This window comes from Providencia sp. AGC89 (genome assembly GCF_053543535.1).
On sequence record NZ_JBIXLP010000018.1, the window covers coordinates 1 to 18,734 of the forward strand.

The 18,734-nt window shown below is 40.3% G+C and carries 20 protein-coding genes; 8 read left to right on the plus strand and 12 right to left on the minus strand.

All coding sequences use genetic code 11. From position 1 onward, the window contains the following. The 3 genes from ACIPUA_RS05520 to ACIPUA_RS05530 all read left to right on the plus strand — a co-directional run. Positions 1 to 416: hypothetical protein (locus ACIPUA_RS05520; RefSeq protein ID WP_449059406.1), on the plus strand; the 416-nt coding region annotated here is incomplete at its 5' end. A 9-nt stretch (positions 417 to 425) separates the two neighbouring features. Continuing rightward, a complete protein-coding gene (locus tag ACIPUA_RS05525) occupies positions 426 to 998 on the plus strand; it encodes a 3'-5' exonuclease (RefSeq protein ID WP_449059407.1) in 573 nt (190 codons plus the stop codon). Between the two features lie 38 nt (positions 999 to 1,036). Then, positions 1,037 to 1,291 carry a pyocin activator PrtN family protein gene (locus tag ACIPUA_RS05530; RefSeq protein ID WP_449059408.1) on the plus strand — a complete coding sequence of 85 codons (255 nt, stop codon included), beginning with the start codon at positions 1,037 to 1,039 and terminating at the stop codon, positions 1,289 to 1,291. 51 nt (positions 1,292 to 1,342) lie between these two features. On the opposite strand, the gene ACIPUA_RS05535 is transcribed toward ACIPUA_RS05530, so the two are convergent. From ACIPUA_RS05535 to ACIPUA_RS05545, 3 genes are all read right to left on the minus strand, one after another. After that, the gene (locus ACIPUA_RS05535; RefSeq protein ID WP_449059409.1) at positions 1,343 to 1,768 is read right to left on the minus strand and encodes a hypothetical protein; all 426 of its coding nucleotides are present in this window, start codon (positions 1,766 to 1,768) and stop codon (positions 1,343 to 1,345) included. 3 nt (positions 1,769 to 1,771) lie between these two features. Further along, positions 1,772 to 2,041 carry a hypothetical protein gene (locus ACIPUA_RS05540; RefSeq protein ID WP_449059410.1) on the minus strand — a complete coding sequence of 90 codons (270 nt, stop codon included), beginning with the start codon at positions 2,039 to 2,041 and terminating at the stop codon, positions 1,772 to 1,774. Positions 2,042 to 2,552: 511 nt separating this feature from the next. Then, the gene (locus tag ACIPUA_RS05545) at positions 2,553 to 2,762 is read right to left on the minus strand and encodes a YdgH/BhsA/McbA-like domain containing protein (protein WP_042848863.1); all 210 of its coding nucleotides are present in this window, start codon (positions 2,760 to 2,762) and stop codon (positions 2,553 to 2,555) included. Between the two features lie 245 nt (positions 2,763 to 3,007). On the opposite strand from ACIPUA_RS05545, the gene cbrC reads away from it, so the two are divergent. Then, positions 3,008 to 3,595, plus strand: coding sequence for a PF03691 family colicin E2 tolerance protein CbrC (gene cbrC, locus ACIPUA_RS05550; RefSeq protein ID WP_048608749.1), 588 nt, complete (start codon positions 3,008 to 3,010; stop codon positions 3,593 to 3,595). Positions 3,596 to 3,641: 46 nt separating this feature from the next. Here cbrC and ACIPUA_RS05555 read toward each other — a convergent pair whose 3' ends face one another. The 5 genes from ACIPUA_RS05555 to ACIPUA_RS05575 all read right to left on the minus strand — a co-directional run bounded on the left by ACIPUA_RS05555 (position 3,642) and on the right by ACIPUA_RS05575 (position 9,502). Then, entirely contained in the window at positions 3,642 to 4,436 is a 795-nt protein-coding gene (locus ACIPUA_RS05555; RefSeq protein WP_042848865.1) for an inositol monophosphatase family protein, read from the minus strand. Between the two features lie 103 nt (positions 4,437 to 4,539). Further along, positions 4,540 to 5,013 (minus strand): DUF6882 domain-containing protein, encoded by a 474-nt coding sequence (locus tag ACIPUA_RS05560; RefSeq protein WP_048608753.1) that lies wholly within the window; start codon positions 5,011 to 5,013, stop codon positions 4,540 to 4,542. A 3-nt stretch (positions 5,014 to 5,016) separates the two neighbouring features. Beyond that, positions 5,017 to 5,952, minus strand: coding sequence for a uridine-preferring nucleoside hydrolase UriH (gene uriH / locus ACIPUA_RS05565; RefSeq protein WP_042848868.1), 936 nt, complete (start codon positions 5,950 to 5,952; stop codon positions 5,017 to 5,019). Between the two features lie 104 nt (positions 5,953 to 6,056). Beyond that, positions 6,057 to 8,216, minus strand: a complete 2,160-nt coding sequence (locus ACIPUA_RS05570; protein ID WP_449059411.1) for an ornithine decarboxylase — start codon at positions 8,214 to 8,216, stop codon at positions 6,057 to 6,059. A gap of 272 nt (positions 8,217 to 8,488) precedes the next feature. After that, a complete protein-coding gene (locus tag ACIPUA_RS05575; protein ID WP_042848870.1) occupies positions 8,489 to 9,502 on the minus strand; it encodes a mechanosensitive ion channel family protein in 1,014 nt (337 codons plus the stop codon). 153 nt (positions 9,503 to 9,655) lie between these two features. Between ACIPUA_RS05575 and ACIPUA_RS05580 the strand changes: the two genes are divergently transcribed. After that, complete coding sequence (locus tag ACIPUA_RS05580; RefSeq protein WP_042848879.1) at positions 9,656 to 10,063, plus strand: DUF2750 domain-containing protein; 408 nt, start codon at positions 9,656 to 9,658, stop codon at positions 10,061 to 10,063. Between the two features lie 51 nt (positions 10,064 to 10,114). On the opposite strand, the gene ACIPUA_RS05585 is transcribed toward ACIPUA_RS05580, so the two are convergent. The 3 genes from ACIPUA_RS05585 to rbsK form a co-directional block, all read right to left on the minus strand. Further along, positions 10,115 to 11,131: an aldose 1-epimerase family protein gene (locus ACIPUA_RS05585; protein ID WP_042848880.1), complete on the minus strand. Its 1,017-nt coding sequence runs from the start codon at positions 11,129 to 11,131 to the stop codon at positions 10,115 to 10,117. Between the two features lie 69 nt (positions 11,132 to 11,200). Next, positions 11,201 to 12,508, minus strand: a complete 1,308-nt coding sequence (gene fucP, locus ACIPUA_RS05590; protein ID WP_042848871.1) for an L-fucose:H+ symporter permease — start codon at positions 12,506 to 12,508, stop codon at positions 11,201 to 11,203. 107 nt (positions 12,509 to 12,615) lie between these two features. Continuing rightward, positions 12,616 to 13,545: a ribokinase gene (gene rbsK / locus ACIPUA_RS05595; RefSeq protein ID WP_042848872.1), complete on the minus strand. Its 930-nt coding sequence runs from the start codon at positions 13,543 to 13,545 to the stop codon at positions 12,616 to 12,618. A 168-nt stretch (positions 13,546 to 13,713) separates the two neighbouring features. Here rbsK and deoC point away from each other — a divergent pair, with 168 nt between their 5' ends. Both deoC and deoR read left to right on the plus strand, forming a co-directional pair. Further along, positions 13,714 to 14,382, plus strand: a complete 669-nt coding sequence (gene deoC, locus ACIPUA_RS05600) for a deoxyribose-phosphate aldolase (RefSeq protein WP_042848873.1) — start codon at positions 13,714 to 13,716, stop codon at positions 14,380 to 14,382. A gap of 55 nt (positions 14,383 to 14,437) precedes the next feature. Next, positions 14,438 to 15,217, plus strand: a complete 780-nt coding sequence (gene deoR, locus ACIPUA_RS05605) for a DNA-binding transcriptional repressor DeoR (RefSeq protein ID WP_042848874.1) — start codon at positions 14,438 to 14,440, stop codon at positions 15,215 to 15,217. Between the two features lie 40 nt (positions 15,218 to 15,257). Here deoR and rnz read toward each other — a convergent pair whose 3' ends face one another. Further along, on the minus strand, positions 15,258 to 16,172 hold the full coding sequence (rnz, locus tag ACIPUA_RS05610; RefSeq protein WP_042848875.1) for a ribonuclease Z: 915 nt from the start codon (positions 16,170 to 16,172) through the stop codon (positions 15,258 to 15,260). 235 nt (positions 16,173 to 16,407) lie between these two features. Between rnz and ACIPUA_RS05615 the strand changes: the two genes are divergently transcribed. Then, positions 16,408 to 18,696 carry an inverse autotransporter beta domain-containing protein gene (locus tag ACIPUA_RS05615; protein WP_449059412.1) on the plus strand — a complete coding sequence of 763 codons (2,289 nt, stop codon included), beginning with the start codon at positions 16,408 to 16,410 and terminating at the stop codon, positions 18,694 to 18,696. Positions 18,697 to 18,734: the final 38 nt, after the last annotated feature.

Here is an 18,734-nt window from a genome sequence, read left to right on the forward strand (position 1 = left end):
ACGACTGGAGTCATGGTTCGCCATATGAATATTTTGCTCTTTTATCTAATTACCATAAGGTAATTAACCTCTGTGAGCATATTGAGCGTATTTCTCAAATTAACGAAGATAGTACTAAATTGATTGAAGCATTCTGCGCTGATGATGCCGAATGGCATAAGTTACTTGATACAAGGGAGCAAGAAAACTCAAAACTAATCCGTTTAGTAGTTAAGTTAGCTGATAAATACTCTGAAATACAAAAAGAATTAGAGCGTATTAATAACTTGCAGCCTGTAGCTTGGATGTACCCTGTATTTCATGATGAAAAAATGCAATTCACAACTGATGCGGTTGCATCTGAAAATATTGATATCCATTTTCAATCTCATGGTTCACCACTTAAAGTCACACCACTTTATAAATTAGATAAATAAGGACTAACAATGAAATATAAGCACTTAATGGTAGATCTGGAAACTATGAGCAATAAAGGTAATGCCGCTATTGTTTCTATTGGTGCTGTAGCTTTTGAGCCGTCAACGGGTGAAATTGGTCCTACTTTCTACCGCACGGTTGATTTAACGAGTTGTGAGCGCGTTGGGCTTCATATTGATGCCGATACCGTTCTTTGGTGGATGAAGCAAAGCAGTGAAGCAAGAGCCGCTATTGTTGATGAGCGCGCAGAGCCTATTATGTATACGCTTACATGTTTGTCTATGTTTGCTGAAGAGCATTTATCGAATAAAATTTGCGTCTGGGGTAATGGTAGTGATTTTGACAATGTTGTTTTAGCTAATGCCTATAACGTATGTGATTTAGAGCCATTCTGGAAATTTTATAATAACCGTGATGTTCGCACCATTGTAGAACTTGGTCGCAGTGCTGGTATTGATCCTAAGCGTACGCTCGAATTTGAAGGAGAACAACACAACGCATTAGCTGATGCAATCCATCAAGCTAAGTATGTGTCTATTATCCACCAGCATTTGATTAAACCAGTTAACGACGATATTTAATTTTTAAATCTGTATGCGGCAGATATGTGGGGATAAATATGAACACAATGTTTTTATTAATGGCTGAATGTGGAACATCTCAGATACCACTAGAGATAGTCGCTGAAAAATATTTAAATTTGACACCAGCATATGCAGATAAAAAAGCAGCTTTAGGTGAATTACCATTTTTAACATACAGAGATGAAAATAGCCAAAAATCACCAAGAATGGTTCATATTAGTGACTTAGCTGAATGGATCGATAAACAAAGAAACATCGCTAGAAAAGAATTTGATAAAATTCAAAGCTAAATAAACATGCTAGCTACAAAATGCTATTACTATGTAGCTAGCATGTATACATTATGAGCTGAAAACCTTATAAAGTGCGATACCTGCGGCAACTGCAATTCCTATAAGCCATCTAATATTCGCTGATTGATTATCTTTTATCTTGTTAATAACAGTTTGTTCTGACCTTAGTATTGATTCTCTTAGTATGTCATTTTTATCATCTATTTTTGTTAAAATAGTGTCATGCTTATCTGCTATTTTTTGATTTAAATTATCACACTTGTCATCTAATCTATCTTTAATAATTTCATGATTTACTTCTACTTTGTTAGTAATAGAAGTTATATGATTTTCTAAAGTAATTTTGATAGCACTGTGAGATGCCGATAATCTATTTAATTCCTGCATAACCCATTGCAGTTGAGAGTTATCAGATGATGAACTAGGTGTGCTATTTGGGTTTGGAGTGCCATTTAAGTCCATTTTTTTACTCATATACTACCCCTTTTTAACGCTTAACCAATCCCACAGTTCCCTATTGTGCCTTCCCCAGTATGCGGTAAAAAGAGTAACTATAGTATTGTTGAGATCTACTGTATGAGATTCCAATAACTCATAAAATTCTTTAGGGGTAACAATATTGTTAGGACTAGATACAACCCAAGCTTTGGAGTCAATTTTATACCTATCTCCTTGGGGAACTATAGCATTAATAGCTTTTTCAACCTTTTCTGGACTACCTGAGGTTTGTACCATAAATACAGGCATACAAGTTTATCTCCCTATTGTTTGCTTACCTTGCTAGTTATTTTGTAATGATAGCATAAAATATTTTTATTCATTAGCATTTGAATGCTTATCTGAATAAGAAAAACAAACTTAGCAGGACACCAATAGCGCACCATGATTTTATAACTTATTGATATTTAATTGTGGTGCATCCCATCGAGCATTGGCGCAACGGAAAAGCGGTTTAGGTTATGGTAGCCTTGTTTTGGGGTATTTTGATGCATGCTGCTCTTTTGTGTTGATGTTGAAAGCCATTGAATAGCCCCTAACAATGATAAAGGGCCAATAATAAATAAAGGAGAGTATTATAACATAGACCGTTTGGGATGCGATGTATTCGCACAGATATCAATTAAGGCGTGGATGATATAACAATACCCCGATAGGGATTTCTCCGCTATCAGGGGGCATGTCATTTTTCAGTTGCAATCTTTAAGTAAAATCCGAAATTTTGGACAAAATATTTAATTAAGATTAACAGCCCAACATATTATTTAGTTTCTGCGCTCATTGTGACAAAATTACCCATACGTGCACTGGTAATGGTGTAGCTATCTGCACCCGCAGCTTTTGCTTTTGCCGCAATAATCGCTTCTGCTGAGTCTAAGGTATCGCTAGTTGCAGTTAAGGTTGCAGCGGAAGCACCAAAAGCCATTACCGATAATACAGAAGCTGCCATTAAAGTTTTAAACATGTTCATAATATAATTCCTTCGTTCGTTATAGGGGGAGGCAACCCGTGTTGCCTTCGATGGAGGTATCATATCGCCAAACCATATTTAAGTTAAAGCTAATAATATCGCTGTTCATATTCAAATTATTTGAATAATAAAAACGCAATTAAATAAACTCGTTGAAAGAGAATTAAAGTGACCTATCACGTTTTGTGATAGCCTGATTAAATCGTCATTCAGGGTAATAACCCCCTATTCCATAGGATTTTTATATGTCACTTGGTAATCGAAAACTTCCTCATTTTAAATACCACCCAAACCCTATTGAAACCAAAGCGTTTCTCACTGACAAAACTGTCACCTGTGATTGTTGCCAGCAACTTACAGATATTTATTATGAAAGCCCTTTTTACTCCGTTGAGGATATCAACGCATTTTGCCCTTGGTGTATCGCAAATGGCTCTGCTAGTGCAAAATTCGATGGAGAATTTCAAGACCCAGAAAGTGTGGAAGGGATCGATTGTGAATATGATAATAACGGCGAGTTTTTACAGACTATCAACCCCTATCCAAGCGAAATGTTTGATGAGCTAATCAAACGCACCCCTGGTTATCATGGTTGGCAGCAAGAGACTTGGCTGGCTCATTGTAATGAACCCTGTGAATTTATAGGTTACGTTAGTTGGAAAGACATCAAAGATAGGCTCGACGAGTTTGTTTCCCTTGCTGACGATGTGGCTGATTATGGTTTTTCAGTGGAAGAGCTAGCCACTATTTTAGATGAAGATGGAGCCGCACAGGGCTATTTATTCCGTTGTTTACACTGCCAAAAATTACGTTTGCATTTTGATTTCAGCTAATCAATAAAAAGGGCTGCACGAGGCCATATTGACCTCGCATTGACCTTTAAGGAGCCATCAATTCTACGATTTGCTCTGCAAGCTCTGGAGTTGCAGTAGAGAGCAAGCTTCCTGCAAACATGGCTTGTGTGCGTTCACCATTCAGCCCACAAACCTCACCTCCTGCCTCTCGAATACAGGGAATGAGGGCAGCGCTGTCCCATGGTTTCATTATGGTATCAATCGCACCATGAATACGACCAGATGCAACCATAGCATGTTGGTATGCATCATTTGCAAAAATAAAATCACGCGCTTCGCCCACGATGGCATCAAGATGATAAATTTGCGAGCCTTCAGAAGAATTATAATGACTGCTGTGGATCCCAGATGCACTGATTACAGCTTCTGATAATGATTTAGGGGATTGTTCGCCCAATTTCAGTTGCCGTAACGATTGCCCTGAGCTTTCCAACCAGCAACCTTCCCCTTGAGATGCATAGAACATCGTTGATATAGCAGGGAAACTAATGACACTTAGGAGTGGCTCCCCATTTTCAACATAAGCAATTAACGTACTAAAAAGCGGCACACCATAAATAAATGCACGCGTTCCATCAATTGGGTCGATAACCCAACCCGAACTAAACTTTTGCTCACCTTCAAAACCAAATTCTTCACCTAAAACTAAGGTATTAGGTGTACGCTTCGCAAACAGTTCCCTGATTTCTTCTTCAACTCGGATATCCGTTTCAGTCACTACCGAGCGATCGGCTTTATAGTCAAATTTCCCCGCGCTATAGAAAGCTTCTACCGTCATTGTTTTGACTAGTTTAGCGGCTTCAAGTGCGATATCTAACATGAGTATGCTCCTGATTGAAAAAAGAAAACCAGTATAACTGACAGGTCACTCAACCAAAGAGGGTTTAAATGCCTTGTTCACTGCTGAATAAGCCATTCCCGAGCTAAATTTGTTGTAGTGAAACATCACCAAAAGTCATAAAAACCAACGTGTGACCCGCGACACCTCGGTAAACACCTTGCTGGTTGTTTAATTCGCAAGCTAACGCGGTGAGCTGCCAAGCGTCATATTCTTCAATGTCGCTCACTCGTGCGGTCAACAACGGGTTATCACTGCGCTCACCATAGGCTTTAACTGCAATGGCATCATGTGTAAGCGCGGGTTGGATCGAACTATTTGCCCAACTCCACATCCAACTGCCTTGGTTTTGGTCATATGTTCCAACGATTTGTACCGGTGCAGTCGCCATTACATTGTCTGGAGCGTGAAAAATAATCGTCCCTTCGTCTTGGTCTACCGACCAATCGGCTTGGTCCAATTTCCACGTGTCACAATGAAACTGATTTTTAGCTTGTAAGGCATTCATACTGCGTTCAATAAGCGCCTCGTAAGGCATTTGTTCTAATTCGTTATTCATGAGTTACCTAATATTTTTTAACGCATTGATGACCAACTGCCAAAATTTATGGTGGTCTAACTTAACTGCGACCTGTGTATGGCAGTCAGCTGGTGCTGGGTGACGGAAATCAGCTACCGTCATACCTAATGTCAATGACCCTGTTAATTCGATATCAATAGGAACTTTTTGTGTAGTAATAACTGAAGGATCAATCACATAAGCTACAGCGCAAGGGTCATGAACCGGAGGAGCATCAAAGCCTTGAGCTTGTTTGTACATTTTCCCGAAAAAATCCAGAAGTTCCACAACAAATTGCGAACAATCACTACCTATCGCTGCAATTTCATTTACAACATCCGGGGTCGCGAGGGCTTGGTGCGTCAAATCTAACCCCACCATGGTCAGTGGCCATTTTTCATTAAAAACAATATGGGCAGCCTCTGGGTCAATTTTGATATTAAATTCCGCAACTGCGCTCCAATTCCCCACATGGTAGCCACCGCCCATCAGCACCACTTCCTTCACCCGCTCCACAATGCGGGGCTCTAGACGAGCAGCAAGCGCAATATTGGTTAATGCCCCTGTTGGTACTAACGTTACCGTTTTAGGGGGGTGTGACATAATGGTATCAATAATCAATGAAACAGCATGTCTTTCATCTAATTTAAGTGTGGGCGTTGGTAAAATAGGGCCGTCTAACCCTGAGTCCCCATGTATGTCTGGTGCAACTTCGCTATTACGCACTAATGGGCGAACAGAGCCCGCGGCAAAAGGAACCCCCGTGATCTTAGCCATTTCAGCAATCGCTAGAGCATTATAAGTGACTTTTTCGAGGGTTTGGTTACCTGCAACGGTTGTTACAGCCAATAAATCAATGTCTGGGTTGCCGTAAGCCAGTAATAATGCAATTGCATCATCATGACCAGGGTCGCAATCAAGAATTATTTTTTTGCTCATACCTTACCTTATCAATAAATGAGGAGTCAGCTATGACTAGTCTGACCCCAATGTAACGAGCTAATAAGGTAAAATCTATGCTTACTATCTGAATAACTACAAAATTACTTTAAAACATGTGCATAGACACGTTTTTTCTCACCTTCATTCTTGGAAATATAAACGCCTTGTAATTCAGGAGCAAAACCCGGTAGAGCGTTGATCCCAGCTTCAAGAGCTTTGAAGTAACGCAATACAGGGCCTGACCAAACTTCCCCTGGCACAACACACAATACCCCAGGAGGGTAAGGCAAGGCTCCTTCAACGGCAATACGCCCTTCTAATTCATCCAAGGGTAGTAACTCACAGTTACCCCGAATAAATTCAATATGGGCTTGCTGAGGGTTCATTTTTACCTTAGGGAAATGTTGCTTACGGAACATTTCTTTTTGCAATTGCTTAATATTATCGTCAACGCTGAGTTGGTGCATTTCTTGGCACAGACGGCGTAACGTATAACCATGGTAATGGCTTTCATAGCGCTGATAAACCGACGGTAATACGTCAACTAATAATGCATCTTCATCGAGTAATTGCTCAAAGCGAACTAAATGAGACACCAGCAATTCCAGCTTTTCGCGCGTTTCCGCTGGTGTTAATAGAAATAGAATGGAGTTTAAGTCGCATTTTTCAGGGATCACACCATGTTCACGTAAAAAATGCGCCAAAATAGTCGCAGGTACACCGAAAGCCTCATATTCACCACTTTCGACGTCGATACCCGGTGTCGTTAACATTAATTTGCATGGGTCAACGAAGTATTGATCCTGTGCATAACCATCAAATGCATGCCAACGTTGCTTAGGGATAAAATTAAAAAAGCGCTGCTCACTCGCAATTTGCTCAGTAGGATAATCCTGCCATAACTTGCCATCAACCATTTCAGGAACAAAGGGCTTAAAGTAACGGCAGTGCTGAAGTATGGATTTTCTGACTTCAATGCCCACTTTTACACAATCCATCCACATCATATTGCCGGCAGCGCCTTGATGTATACGTGCATTGACATCCAGAGAAGCAAATAGTGGGTAAAATGGGCTCGTAGAGGCATGCATCATAAAGGCATTATTGAGTTTTTTATGAGAAACAAAACGCTCTTGACCTTTGATGTGATTATCTTTTTTATGGATCTGTGAGGCTTGAGAAAACCCGGCTAACTGCTTATGGACGGACTGAGTGACCATAATACCAGGGTCATTTTCAGTTAATTCGAGCAGTAATGGCGAGCACTGACGCATCATCGGTATAAATTGCTCATAACCAACCCATGCAGAATCGAATAAAATATAATCACATAAATGCCCAATTTTATCGACCACTTGTCGTGCGTTATACACTGTTCCGTCATAGGTGCCTAATTGGATCACCGCCAATCGAAACGGCCGTACAGCTTGCGACCGTTCTGGCATAACATCTGTAATTAATTCACGTAAATAAGTTTCTTCAAAGCAATGTGCATCAATACCACCGATAAAGCCAAATGGGTTACGCGCCGTTTCAAGATAAACCGGTGTCGCCCCCGCTTGGATCAATGCGCCATGATGATTTGATTTGTGGTTATTACGGTCAAATAATACGAGGTCGCCCGGTGTTAATAAGGCATTTAATACCACTTTATTCGACGATGAAGTGCCATTTAGGACAAAATAGGTTTTATCTGCATTGAACACTTTAGCCGCAAATTTTTGGGCTTCTTTCGCAGCACCTTCGTGGATCAGCAAATCCCCCATCGCAACATCTGCATTGCAGAGGTCGGTACGAAAAAGGTTTTCACCATAAAATTGGTAAAACTGCTCCCCCGTAGGGTGACGACGGAAAAATTGCCCCCCTTGGTGCCCAGGGCACGCAAAAGTCACATTATGACCCGCAGCATAATCCATCATTCGAGCAAAAAATGGGGGTAATAACTGCTCAAGATACTGATTAGCAGCATCAAGTAATTGGCGGCTATTTTCTTCACGCTCAGCAGGTGCTGGCGGCAAAATGGCCGTTAAATAAGGAGGTATTTTTTCATCCGTTGGTAGCTGTTTATCACTAATGATAAACAGCGGAATACTGAGCTGACTCTCAGCAACCCTTTTCCACAGCCCTTGGTTGGCATCTTGTTCAGATAGCACAACAGCAGCAATATTGTTTAACTGTGAATCGCGAATATCTACCCACTGAAATTCACCAGTAAAATAGATAGCGACCCCCTGGCTACATGCCACATTGATTTTATTCATAACAGTCTGGCTCTTAGTTAGCTGAGGAAAAGAGGCGGCCAATATACTTGATAGGTAGGGGAATTGGAATGACCTGCGCCTTGGCAAAAAAATCAGCAAAACAAAAAGTCGATTATTTTTTATAAGCCTCTGGTTAATAGCATAAAAATGCTAACAGCTAGCAGCTCAATTACCGAAATTTTATTTTTACATTTCAAAGATATAAAGATAAACCGACTAATTAATTAATAATTAACAATCAATTAGTCGGCTAATTTATCATGTGCGGAACGTTAGTTGTTTTTTTCCACATACAATGTTTGAGATGGGAATGCGAAGTCAGCATTATGACGTTTTACGATATCGATTATCTTTAAATATACCGCTTGCTGCGCAGCTAACCACTCTGCCCATACGGTTGTTTTCGTAAAACAATACACCATAATATTTAACGAAGAATCGGCAAAGGCATCAAAATATACTAATAATGTTTGCCCTGTATCGATATTTTCATCTTGTTTTAGCATCGTGCGTATCTCATCAACAATCGCACCAATTTTGTCAGCGTCTTCATAACGCAAACCAATTTCTGTTTTAATACGTCGATTAGTCATACGCCCAGGGTTTTCCACACTAATTGAAGAAAAAACTGAGTTCGGTATGTAGAGAGGTCGATGGTCAAAAGTAATAATTTTTGTGATCCGCCAACCAATTTCGACCACGGTACCTTCAATATTTCTATCTGGTGAACTGACCCAATCACCAATATTAAAAGGACGATCAAAGTAAAGCATTAATCCCGAGAAAAAGTTACTGAGAATGTCTTTACCTGCCATACCAATGGCGATACCACCAATACCACCAAATGCCATCAGCCCTGATAAGCTCATGCCAAAATGTTCACCAAAAAGCAGTACAATGATAACAAAAACTGTCGTTTTAAATACCCTAGCCACAATACGTGCTGATGTAGGGTCACTCCCTTTTTGAATTTGTTTCTTTTCTAATCGATTCGCTAATTGAAACAATTTTCGCATTAAAATTAAGGCGATAGCTGAAATTGTTAAAAAATTAACTAAAGACGTTGAAATAAAACTTAAATCAAAGTCTGTTGCTGCCATATCCACATACTGGGCCAATACAATCACAATGCCACAGAGTACAACTGTTTGAATAATATGGATAAGAATGCTTTTATTTTTGTGCTTATGCCTTTTATGGAGCACTTCAAAAACGACATACAGTGCAAGGCATGCTGCAATCAATGTCATTCCAATCGCATATTTTTCAAGTAACGCTTCTATCATCTCTAACCGCCCTAAAATTTAACCGACAGGTATTATTATTGTGAGTTAGTTCATTTTTGCTGCATGTTGTTATCAATTCATTTTGTTATTAAGATAACAATAATAAATATAATTTTCCCAATAATTATCAATTACTTTTTCGATAATCCAATAATGAATAACACACTATTTTCCCCTAACGAAAAAGAAATCTGCAACGTCCAGAAGCTGCGACCACAACAAAAATACACGTATTTTGTAGGCAAAATAGCCGATTGGGAGCAAGTTTGGGCAATCAGTGATGGAAATAGCCTTATTACAGTAAGAAACGGTATGCATGACCTTTCCCTCCCTTTATGGCCAGCTAAAGCATACGTAGAGCAGTGCTTAACCGGCGAATGGGCTCATTTTTCACCCATATTATTTTCCCTTGAGCATTTGATGACGGAAGTATTACCAGATATGCATGAAGCAAATATTAAAGTTGCAATAATGATGCAACCTGATAGAAAAAACATACTACTTTATGATGCAGCGAGGCTACTTTCTGATTTACAAGAAGAATGTCAACAATATGAATAAGGCAGCGAATCGCTGCCTTTCATCAAAGATCCCCTGAAAAATCGTCAATGACTATTTTTCAACCCCCGTTGTTACGGTAAATTGACGTGTTTCACCCGCTTGTAACCAAATTAATGTTTGGTTATTTTTTGCCGCCATAAAGCCTTCTGGCCGGCAAGTTGCAGGGAGTACAAACGCGCCAACCTTTTGGTCTCCATTATATAAAATCCAGCGGGTGGCATAATTAAGTTCATTCGAGTTAAAACGTGTGATGAACGTATTCCCATCTGGCGATGTCATCCTGAACTCTGGCTCGGTAGTATATTGGCTCAAGTTATCCATAAAGAAAACAATTTCAGGGTCACACATGTCTGGTTGGTCAAGTTGATTTAACGTCACTTTGCCTGATTTTAAGGACTCATTAAACTCAAGCCACTGCTCGGTTGGATGTACATGACCCGGTATTGATTCACGCAGCTTAATCGCATGTTCTGGGATATTTTGCGTCAATGTTGCCTTATCTACATAAGCATAATTCATATGGCACATATACTGGAGTGGCATAGGAACAGACGCCAAGTTTGTCACTGACATTTGTATATCAAATAACGTACTGTTTTCCTTTAATAAAACTGATGGGGTAGCGCGATAATGATGACCAAAACCCATCACATACTCATATTCACCGACAATTTTTAAGCTATCTTCTGTCAGCTCAAGCCAACTGCTATCCATTGATGCACAAGGCATTTCTCCATGCAATGGGTGAGTATCCTCTGGTGAAGGGCAGCCATTACTGATTAAACCTGAGTGAAAAGCAAAGCAACCATACGTTTCTACGACTGTTGGGACACGTTTCGGGGCTGAAAACATATTTTCCATTTTCAGATTTTGGCCACAAAATTCAGCATCCCAAATCATTTGCCCTAAAAAAGGTAAAATAGTTAAATAACCTTGCTGATTTTCAATACGTAAACCTTCTACGCCCGTTTGATAACGGAAAGCTGTCGCAGAAAATTGGTCATTTTGTAAAATAAGGGTCGGTTTTTCCGTAAATAAGCTTCTGTGAAGTGGTATTAGTGTATTCATTTTCATACTCACGGTTTGATTAAATGGATGGAATTGGGTAGCTCACACTACCCAAATTGATTCGCTGAATTATTTTGCTTCTTGTTTTGCTTTAAAACGGCGTTCACCAACAAAGTAAATACCAACATAAACAAAGCACAACATAGAAACCAAGAATGAAAGCTGTAAAGAGTGCAACATATCAGCGACATAACCTTGTACCGCAGGGACAACTGCAGCCCCAACAATCGCCATCACAATGACCGCACCCGCCATTTCAGTATGTTCATTATCGACTGTATCCAAAGTGCCCGCATAAATAGTCGCCCAGCAAGGTCCAAATAAAATGCTCACCATTACAGCGGCGTACACCGCGGTAAAACTTGGAATAAATGCAACATAAATAAGGAACAGAGCACCAATCACAGAATAGATAATTAATACTTTTTCTGCGTTAAAACGAGTCATTAAGATATTGGCGATAAATTTACCAATAAAGAAACACGCAAAGCTATATACCATGAAGTTCGATGCATCACGTTCATTAATATCGCCCATTTCTAACGCTAAACGAATAGTGAATGACCAAACAGCAACTTGCATCCCAACATATAAGAACTGAGCAATAATCCCTTTTCTAAAACGGCTATTTTTGGCTAAATACTTTAACGTATCGATCGCAGAGGGGCGTTTGTGATCCTGAGTTTCTGCAACTTTACATTTAGGAAACTTAGTAATAAGGAATAAGATCATCACCACGACCAATACCATGATCATATAACGATAGGGTTCGAGTGTATTTTCTAACATCGCTAGGCGGAATTCATGAATTTGTTCCGCATTCATTCCCGCCATTTGGCTTTGCAGGCTATCTCCTTCGGAGAAAACGAGATATTTACCCAGTAAAATCCCCCCAGCCGCACCGATAGGGTAAAAGGTCTGGCTAATATTCAAACGAAGTGTAGCGTACTGTTTTGGACCAATCATCGAACTATAGGTATTTGCTGCGGTTTCAAGGAAACTTAAACCAATAGCAATCGCGAAAATTGCCGCCAAAAACATCGTATAGGTTGCCATATGTGAAGCTGGGAAGAACAAACTACACCCTGCGATGTAGAGGATTAGCCCCACCATAATAGTGTATTTATAGCTGGTTTTTTTGATCACCAAAGATGCAGGGATCGCAATCAAAAAGTACCCACCATAAAACGCACTTTGCACCAAAGCTGATGCAAAGTTACTAAGTTCAAAAACACTTTTAAACTGTGTGATCAAAATGTCATTTAATGCCGCTGCACAACCCCAAAGAGGAAAAAGGCAGGACAGTAGGATAAATTGAAATAGAGGAGTCTTACTCAGGTAGCCATCCGGTAACTGAGTGATGTTCTTAATGTTCATAGTAACCCTTATAATTTTATAATTTATACCCGATGACTTGCTATTCAGTTCTAGTGACTGATTAATACATCAAAGGGTATACAGCTACGTTGACTATTATTATTTAGCTATTTGTTAACTGTGTTGATTTGCACAAATTCCGTAAATTGCTCAACACTTGGATAAGAAGATTGAGTCCCTTTCCCTGTCACACTAAATGCAGAAAACATCACTGCTTTTTTCAGTGCTTCTTCAATATTCCCGGTGTGTACATAATAATGAGAAAAACAGCCAATAAAGGCATCTCCAGCGCCACTGGTATCAATGGCATTTACTTTGATAGCAGGTATATACAACTCACTATCGCGCGTCATCCACAAAGCCCCTTTATCACCAAGTGTGACAATCAGGTTTTTTAGGCCTTTATCCAATAGTGATTGTGAAGCTCGGCGGATGTTGTCCATCGTGTCGACTGGCATATTGGTTAGAATTTCTAATTCCGTTTCATTGGGTACAAAGAAATCACAACGGCAGGCAAAATCTAGATCGAGCGTTCGTTGAGCGGGGGCCGGGTTAAGTAATACGGGTATCCCATGCTTGTTACCAAAAGCGATCGCGTGATACACCGTTTCGAGTTGGACTTCTAATTGTAGGACGATCAGTTTGCATTTTTTTAGATCTTCAGCAGCCCGATCGATATCCTCTGGTGATAAAAACTTATTCGCTCCTTTAACGATCAAAATACTATTAGACGAATTTTGATTAACAAAAATTGGCGCGACACCACTTGAAGTACACGGAACTTTTTCCACATAGCGCGTGTTAATCCCGTAAGATTCAAGATTACGGATGGTGTTATCTGCAAAGATATCATCGCCGACTTTAGTTAACATAATCACTTTAGAATTCAATTTAGCCGCAGCAACAGCTTGGTTCGCACCTTTACCGCCGCAACCAATTTTGAAAGCTGGCGCTTCTAGCGTTTCGCCTTCTTTTGGCATTTGATCGATATAAGTGATCAAATCAACCATGTTTGAACCAATAACTGCTATATCCATAATGTCCCTCGTGTTAAATAAATCACATAATGATATGATACTAACATTATCATGTTGCAAAAATATCATTTGTGATTAGGATCTCGAATAACGAATGATCAAGTGTTACATCTACCACATTTCCTCATTCTTTGTTGTCTTATCCACATTTATATAGGAAAGTTGAAAATGCAAGACTTAGCAAAATATATTGATCACACTTTACTCGCTGCTAATGCAACTGTTAGTGATATCACAAAATTATGTGCAGAAGCGGCAGAGCACCATTTTGCCTCAGTATGTGTCAATACAGGATATGTGCCTTTAGCCAGTGAGCTGTTAAAAAACAGCGACGTTAAGGTTTGCTGTGTGGTAGGCTTCCCTTTAGGTGCATGTTTAACTGAAGCTAAAGCTTTTGAAGCGGCTGAAGCCGTGCGCCGTGGAGCTGATGAAGTTGATATGGTCATCAACGTCGGGATGCTAAAAAGTGGTGATTTAGACTTTGTTCGTCAAGATATTGAAGCTGTTTTTGCCGCTTGCGGTAACGCAACACTCAAGGTTATCTTAGAAAACTGCCTACTAACAGATGAAGAAATTACACAAGTTTGTGAAATTTGCCGCACAATTAAAGTTGGTTTTGTGAAAACTTCAACAGGTTTCAGTACAATGGGGGCGACTGAACACCATGTTGCTCTAATGCGTAAAGTAGTCGGCAACGAAGTTGGTGTAAAAGCGTCTGGCGGCGTTCGCGATCGTGAAACTGCCATTAAAATGATTGAAGCTGGTGCTAACCGTGTTGGCGCTAGTGCAAGTGTTGCAATAGTCACGGGGAATAATGACCAGCCAAGTGACTACTAAATGCTGGGGCGCGGTCTAACCGCGCCAATTTTATGTATTACAAAAGGACTGTAGGGTGATAGAAACTAAACAAAAAGAACGCCTTCGCCGCTTAAGTGAATGTTTAAAACGTTCAGGACGCATTCATTTAAAAGAAGCCGCTAGAATACTCGAAGTATCAGAAATGACCATTCGACGAGACCTTAGCGCAGATACCGAAGGCCCTATCCCAATGTCACTACTCGGTGGCTATATTGTTTCTGTTACCCAACCCGCCAATTTAATCGCTCAAGAACAACAAGCGGATATTTTTACCCCAGACCAAACCGAAGCACTGTATATTCCAAACCTTGCCGCGAGTATGGTTACTGAAGATGATGTGATTTTCTTTGATAATGGTATTGAAATGGCAACATTGATTTCTCTTATCCCAGAGGAGATCAGTTTCACTGGAATTTGTTACTCACATAACGTTTTTTTAGCGTTAAGCCAGAAGAAAAATGCCACCGCCTTGTTATGTGGTGGTGAATATCGGCCAAAAAGCGATTCCTTTTACAACCCTTCATTACCTTCACTACTCGATTCAATTAACCCCAAAAAAGCCTTTATCTCTGCGGCTGGCGTACACGGGAACTATGGTGTGACTTGCTATAACTTGGATGATTTACCCATGAAGAAAAAAGCCATGGAAAAGTCCATTCGTAAGATTTTATTAGCGCCCTATAACCTATTTGATGAAGTTGCTACCGCCAATATGGGGGAATTGTCACAATTCGATGTGATAGTCACCAATCGCCAACTTTCCGATGAATACGAAACTTACTGCCGCAATGGTTTTGTGAAAGTGATTTTTTAAAAAAATTATCATTAAGCGGGCCGTTTATTACCCGCTTAAATTAAATTTTCACGGTTAAATAATCCTCTGCCATTATTGTGGCTGGGAATATTGCTTGGCACTCAGCAAGTAACCTTGGGATATCATGAGTCATATAACGCCCACTCAAATGGGTTGCAATAAAGCGTTTTACCCCAGCAGCACGAGCTAATCGAGCCGCTTGTTCCGTAGTTGAGTGCCCGCGTTCATTGGCTTTTTCCGCAAATGCTGCTTCTAAAGTGGTTTCATGCACCATAACATCTGCATTTTTAGCGAGTGCTAGCCCCTGGTCGGTTGGCTGAGTGTCACCAAAAATTGCAATCACTTTACCAGAGATAGGTTCGCCTAAATACTCCGCGCCATTCACAGTTCGACCATCTTCCAAAGTGATTGTTTTACCCGCTTTTAGGTCTTGCATCCACGGCCCCCGAGGGATGTTATCTTGCGCGAGTCGCTCTGCATCTAAAGCCCCGCTCTTTGCATGCTCTTCAATACGGTAGCCGTAGCATTCCACTCGGTGGTCAAGGGGGTAAGCCGTCACAATCAATTCGCCATCATCAAATAACTGCCCAGCTTGAATTTCAATGATGTTGAGTGGATAAGTCATATAAGACTCACTCACACTCAAAACGGTTTCAACATATTGTTTCAACCCTTTCGGACCATATAGCGTCAAAGGTTCTGTTGCGCCCCCCATTGAGCGGCTGCATAACAAACCCGGTAGCCCAAAAATATGATCGCCATGTAAATGTGTAATAAAGATCTTGTCAATTTTTGGCGTTTTAAATGGGCTATTTAAAATACGGTGTTGTGTGCCTTCCCCGCAATCAAATAACCAATAGCTTTTTCGAATACCGACCAAATTTAATATCATACTGGTGACATTACGCTCTTTCGTTGGCACACCAGCACTGGTTCCTAAAAATGTAAGCTCCATACTACCCTCATCTAATCCATTGTTTTTATTATAGTAAGATTTTTTCCAATGACAATTTTATTGATTTTACCCAGTCACTTATTCGATATTTTTCAATTATCAATAAACGCGGTCATTCCAAATAATTCCAATATAAAAACCGCTTTTCCATATTATTCCAAGTAATTCCCAAGCGTTTTTCTCAATACTTGTTCCAAAATAACGGAAATGAATATCCAATCTAGGAATGTATTTAATGAATTGCCCTAAAGACAAACGCTCTCATCCTTTAGCCTTATTTATGGCAGCTTGGTCATTGACCATTATGCCAATGTTGCCTAGCTATGCAAAAATGCTCGAACCGAAAGAATTACCGCTTTTAGGCAGCACGGTAGAAAACCCTGAAAATAGCACCATGGAACGTGACTTAGCACAATACAGTAAAACAACTGCAACACTGCTATCTCAACAAAAAAATAGCAATGATATCGCTGAGATGGCACAAAGTTACGCGTTTAACCAAGCCGCTAATGTTGCAATAGACGAAATTACCCGTTGGTTATCAAAAGCCGGTAATGTCAAATTAAGCCTAAATGTTGATAAAAAATTATCCCTTAAAAGTAGCCAATTTGACTGGCTAATCCCTTGGTATGAACAGGCTGATATGCTGTTATTTACCCAACATAGCATTCATAATACCGATGGAAGGTTACAAAGCAATAATGGTATTGGGTTACGCCAGTTCAACGACCGCAACACAGTTGGTATCAATGCTTTCTTTGACCATGACCTTTCCCATTATCATTCCCGTTTAGGCATCGGTGCCGAATATTGGCAAGATTATTTAAAACTCACGGCGAATAGCTATTTACCTGTTTCTGGATGGCGTAGTACATCGGCATTATCTCAAGCCTATAATGCACGCCCTGCCCGCGGTTGGGATGTACAAGCAGAGGGGTGGTTACCTGCTTACCCTCACCTCGGCGGTCACCTTAAATTTGAACAATATTTCGGTCAGGATGTTGCTCTTATGGGGAAAAATAAACGCCAAAAAGACCCAACAGCAGCCTCAGTTGGTGTCAATTGGACCCCAATTCCCCTAGTCACCTTGAGTACTCAGCATAAAATCAGTAGTGGATTACATGATACCAGTGCCAAAATGCAGTTTACTTGGGCATTTGATAAAGCATTCGCTGAGCAAATGGACCCATCGAAAGTAGGCGACTCCCGTCGAGTGTCTAGTAACCGCCACGATTTCGTTAATCGAAATAACAATATTGTTCTAGATTACCAAAAGAAAACCGTTATTCAGTTAAAGCTCCCAGAAAAAATACAAGGTGAAGCAGGCCAAGAATTACAACTTGTACAATCAGTTACAACTCAATACCCCCTTAAAAAAATTGTCTGGAACTCCCCTGAATTATTCGCTGCTGGGGGTGTTATTAGTTCATCAGGTCTAAATGCTAGGTTAAAATTGCCAGCATATAAAATGGCCTCAACCCCTTCAGAAAGTAAAAAATTGAACCGTTATCATTTAAGTGCCGTTGCTTATGATATTAATGGGAATACATCATCAACAAGTGAAACACTGATTGAAGTCACGGATACCATTGCCACAGCAACCAGCCCAGCACAAATACAGGGTATTAATATCAGTAAAACAGCATCATTGGCGGATGGCAAAGAAGCCAATATAGTTTCCGTTTATATTACCGATGCTAAAGGTAACCCTATCGCAGGGAAAACCGTCAATTTTAGCGCCACGCTAGGTAAAATTGACGCTCATGGTGTGACAAACCAACAGGGAATGATTGACATGCCCCTGACCAGTATGATGAGTGGTATCAGCGAAGTTACCGCATCTGTCGATGGTCATACTGAAACCGTTGCCGTCTATTTTATTAGCGGTCATTTAAACAAAATTAAAATTCTTAACACCAGTACAACCTATGCTGGCGCAGAGACGACCATTTCACTCAGACTCATTGATGAAAATGACAACCCTATTTCTGGTGCCGATGGGATCATTATGATCAATATGGGTAATAAACAAATCCCAGTAGAAATCGAAGAAAACTCCACCAACCTAGGTGAATATAGTGGAATACTTGCAGGGCAAATGGAAGGTGATTACACCATAACTGCTTCTTTACAGGGAAAAACGTCACCAGAGTACACTTTAACTGTAAGCTCACCACTCACCGTCGATGCGATCAACCCTGACGGCAGCGGCCCTCAAGGTCAGTTAGGTGTTGTTGCGCATGTAGAAATCACCACAAGAGCAACCAGTAATTTGAACGTCGGTGATGATTTACTACTTACCGTTACCCTCAGTGATGCATTTGGTAATACACTTGAAGGTATAGACCCTCGTAATATCGACCTTGGAAACCATAACGCTAATCTTGTCGGTTGGTATGAAGAGCGCGATGGGGATTATTCTACCGACTTAACATTAACAGCAGCCGGTAACCTTGATATTGCAGCCTCAATCAATGGCCACTCAACACAAACAACGGTCTCAGTAAGCCAAGTAACACCTTAAACACCCTATTTCCCCCCGTATATAGGGGGGAATGAAAA

Coding starts and splice junctions, on each gene's coding strand:
- ACIPUA_RS05535 (WP_449059409.1), bottom strand. CDS start 1,768: ATGAGTAAAAAAATGGACTTAAATGGCACTCCAAACCCAAATAGCACA.
- ACIPUA_RS05555 (WP_042848865.1), bottom strand. CDS start 4,436: ATGTTAGATATCGCACTTGAAGCCGCTAAACTAGTCAAAACAATGACG.
- ACIPUA_RS05575 (WP_042848870.1), bottom strand. CDS start 9,502: ATGATAGAAGCGTTACTTGAAAAATATGCGATTGGAATGACATTGATT.
- ACIPUA_RS05545 (WP_042848863.1), bottom strand. CDS start 2,762: ATGAACATGTTTAAAACTTTAATGGCAGCTTCTGTATTATCGGTAATG.
- rnz (WP_042848875.1), bottom strand. CDS start 16,172: ATGGAGCTTACATTTTTAGGAACCAGTGCTGGTGTGCCAACGAAAGAG.
- ACIPUA_RS05580 (WP_042848879.1), top strand. CDS start 9,656: ATGAATAACACACTATTTTCCCCTAACGAAAAAGAAATCTGCAACGTC.
- ACIPUA_RS05525 (WP_449059407.1), top strand. CDS start 426: ATGAAATATAAGCACTTAATGGTAGATCTGGAAACTATGAGCAATAAA.
- rbsK (WP_042848872.1), bottom strand. CDS start 13,545: ATGGATATAGCAGTTATTGGTTCAAACATGGTTGATTTGATCACTTAT.
- uriH (WP_042848868.1), bottom strand. CDS start 5,952: ATGAGCAAAAAAATAATTCTTGATTGCGACCCTGGTCATGATGATGCA.
- deoC (WP_042848873.1), top strand. CDS start 13,714: ATGCAAGACTTAGCAAAATATATTGATCACACTTTACTCGCTGCTAAT.
- ACIPUA_RS05570 (WP_449059411.1), bottom strand. CDS start 8,216: ATGAATAAAATCAATGTGGCATGTAGCCAGGGGGTCGCTATCTATTTT.
- ACIPUA_RS05615 (WP_449059412.1), top strand. CDS start 16,408: ATGAATTGCCCTAAAGACAAACGCTCTCATCCTTTAGCCTTATTTATG.
- ACIPUA_RS05560 (WP_048608753.1), bottom strand. CDS start 5,013: ATGAATAACGAATTAGAACAAATGCCTTACGAGGCGCTTATTGAACGC.
- ACIPUA_RS05530 (WP_449059408.1), top strand. CDS start 1,037: ATGAACACAATGTTTTTATTAATGGCTGAATGTGGAACATCTCAGATA.
- fucP (WP_042848871.1), bottom strand. CDS start 12,508: ATGAACATTAAGAACATCACTCAGTTACCGGATGGCTACCTGAGTAAG.
- ACIPUA_RS05585 (WP_042848880.1), bottom strand. CDS start 11,131: ATGAATACACTAATACCACTTCACAGAAGCTTATTTACGGAAAAACCG.
- cbrC (WP_048608749.1), top strand. CDS start 3,008: ATGTCACTTGGTAATCGAAAACTTCCTCATTTTAAATACCACCCAAAC.
- ACIPUA_RS05540 (WP_449059410.1), bottom strand. CDS start 2,041: ATGCCTGTATTTATGGTACAAACCTCAGGTAGTCCAGAAAAGGTTGAA.